General features: G+C 62.2%; 1 pseudogene. It reads right to left on the reverse strand.

Annotation, left to right across the window (positions count from 1 at the left end):
* Positions 1-716, reverse strand: a pseudogene (locus tag ACM6IT_RS25835) (ornithine decarboxylase); the annotation flags it as partial.

Here is a 716-nt window from a genome sequence, read left to right on the forward strand (position 1 = left end):
CCGGGCAAGCGGTTGATGCCCTCTTCCAGGGCCAGGAAGTACTTCAATACCGCGCCACCCCAGATCTCTCCCGGCACCACGCACAAGACCCCCGGCGGATAAGGCAACGCGCCCTCGGCGGCGATACGCCCATCGGCCTCCGCCAGCGCCACCAGTTCGACGTTGCCGCGGATGTACTCGATTTGCGCTTGCTGCGGGTTCATGGCCTTTTTCGGGAAGTGCTCCTTGCGGAACATGTCCTTCTGCAGTTGCTGCACGTTGTGATGGCGGTACAGGTCGTGCATTTCCTGGCAGAGCTGGCGGATGGTGTAGTTGCGATAGCGTTCCTGATGCTGCGCGTAGATCGCCGGCAGCACCCGGCTCATCGGCGCGTCATCGCTGATGAAGCGTTCGAAGCGGGCGATTTGCGCGGCCAGGTGGGTCATCTTCGCCCAGTCTTCGGCCGGCGTGAGCAGGAACAGGATCGAGTTGAGGTCGCACTTTTCCGGAACGATGCCGTTCTCGCGCAGGAAGTTGGCCAGGATGCCGGCGTGTATGCCGAAGTCGGTGTAGCTGCCGTCCACCGGGTCGATGCCCGGCGTGGTGAACAGCAACTTGCACGGGTCGATGAAGTACTGCTTCTCGGCGTAGCCGGCAAAGGCGTGCCAGCGGTCCTTGGGGTGGAACTCGAAGAAGCGGATGTCGTTGGCGATTTCTTCCGTCGGATAGTCTTCCCA

The sequence above is a fragment of the Pseudomonas sp. IT-P4 genome, from assembly GCF_949767755.1.
In the GTDB taxonomy this organism is placed as follows: Bacteria; Pseudomonadota; Gammaproteobacteria; order Pseudomonadales; family Pseudomonadaceae; genus Aquipseudomonas; species Aquipseudomonas monachiensis.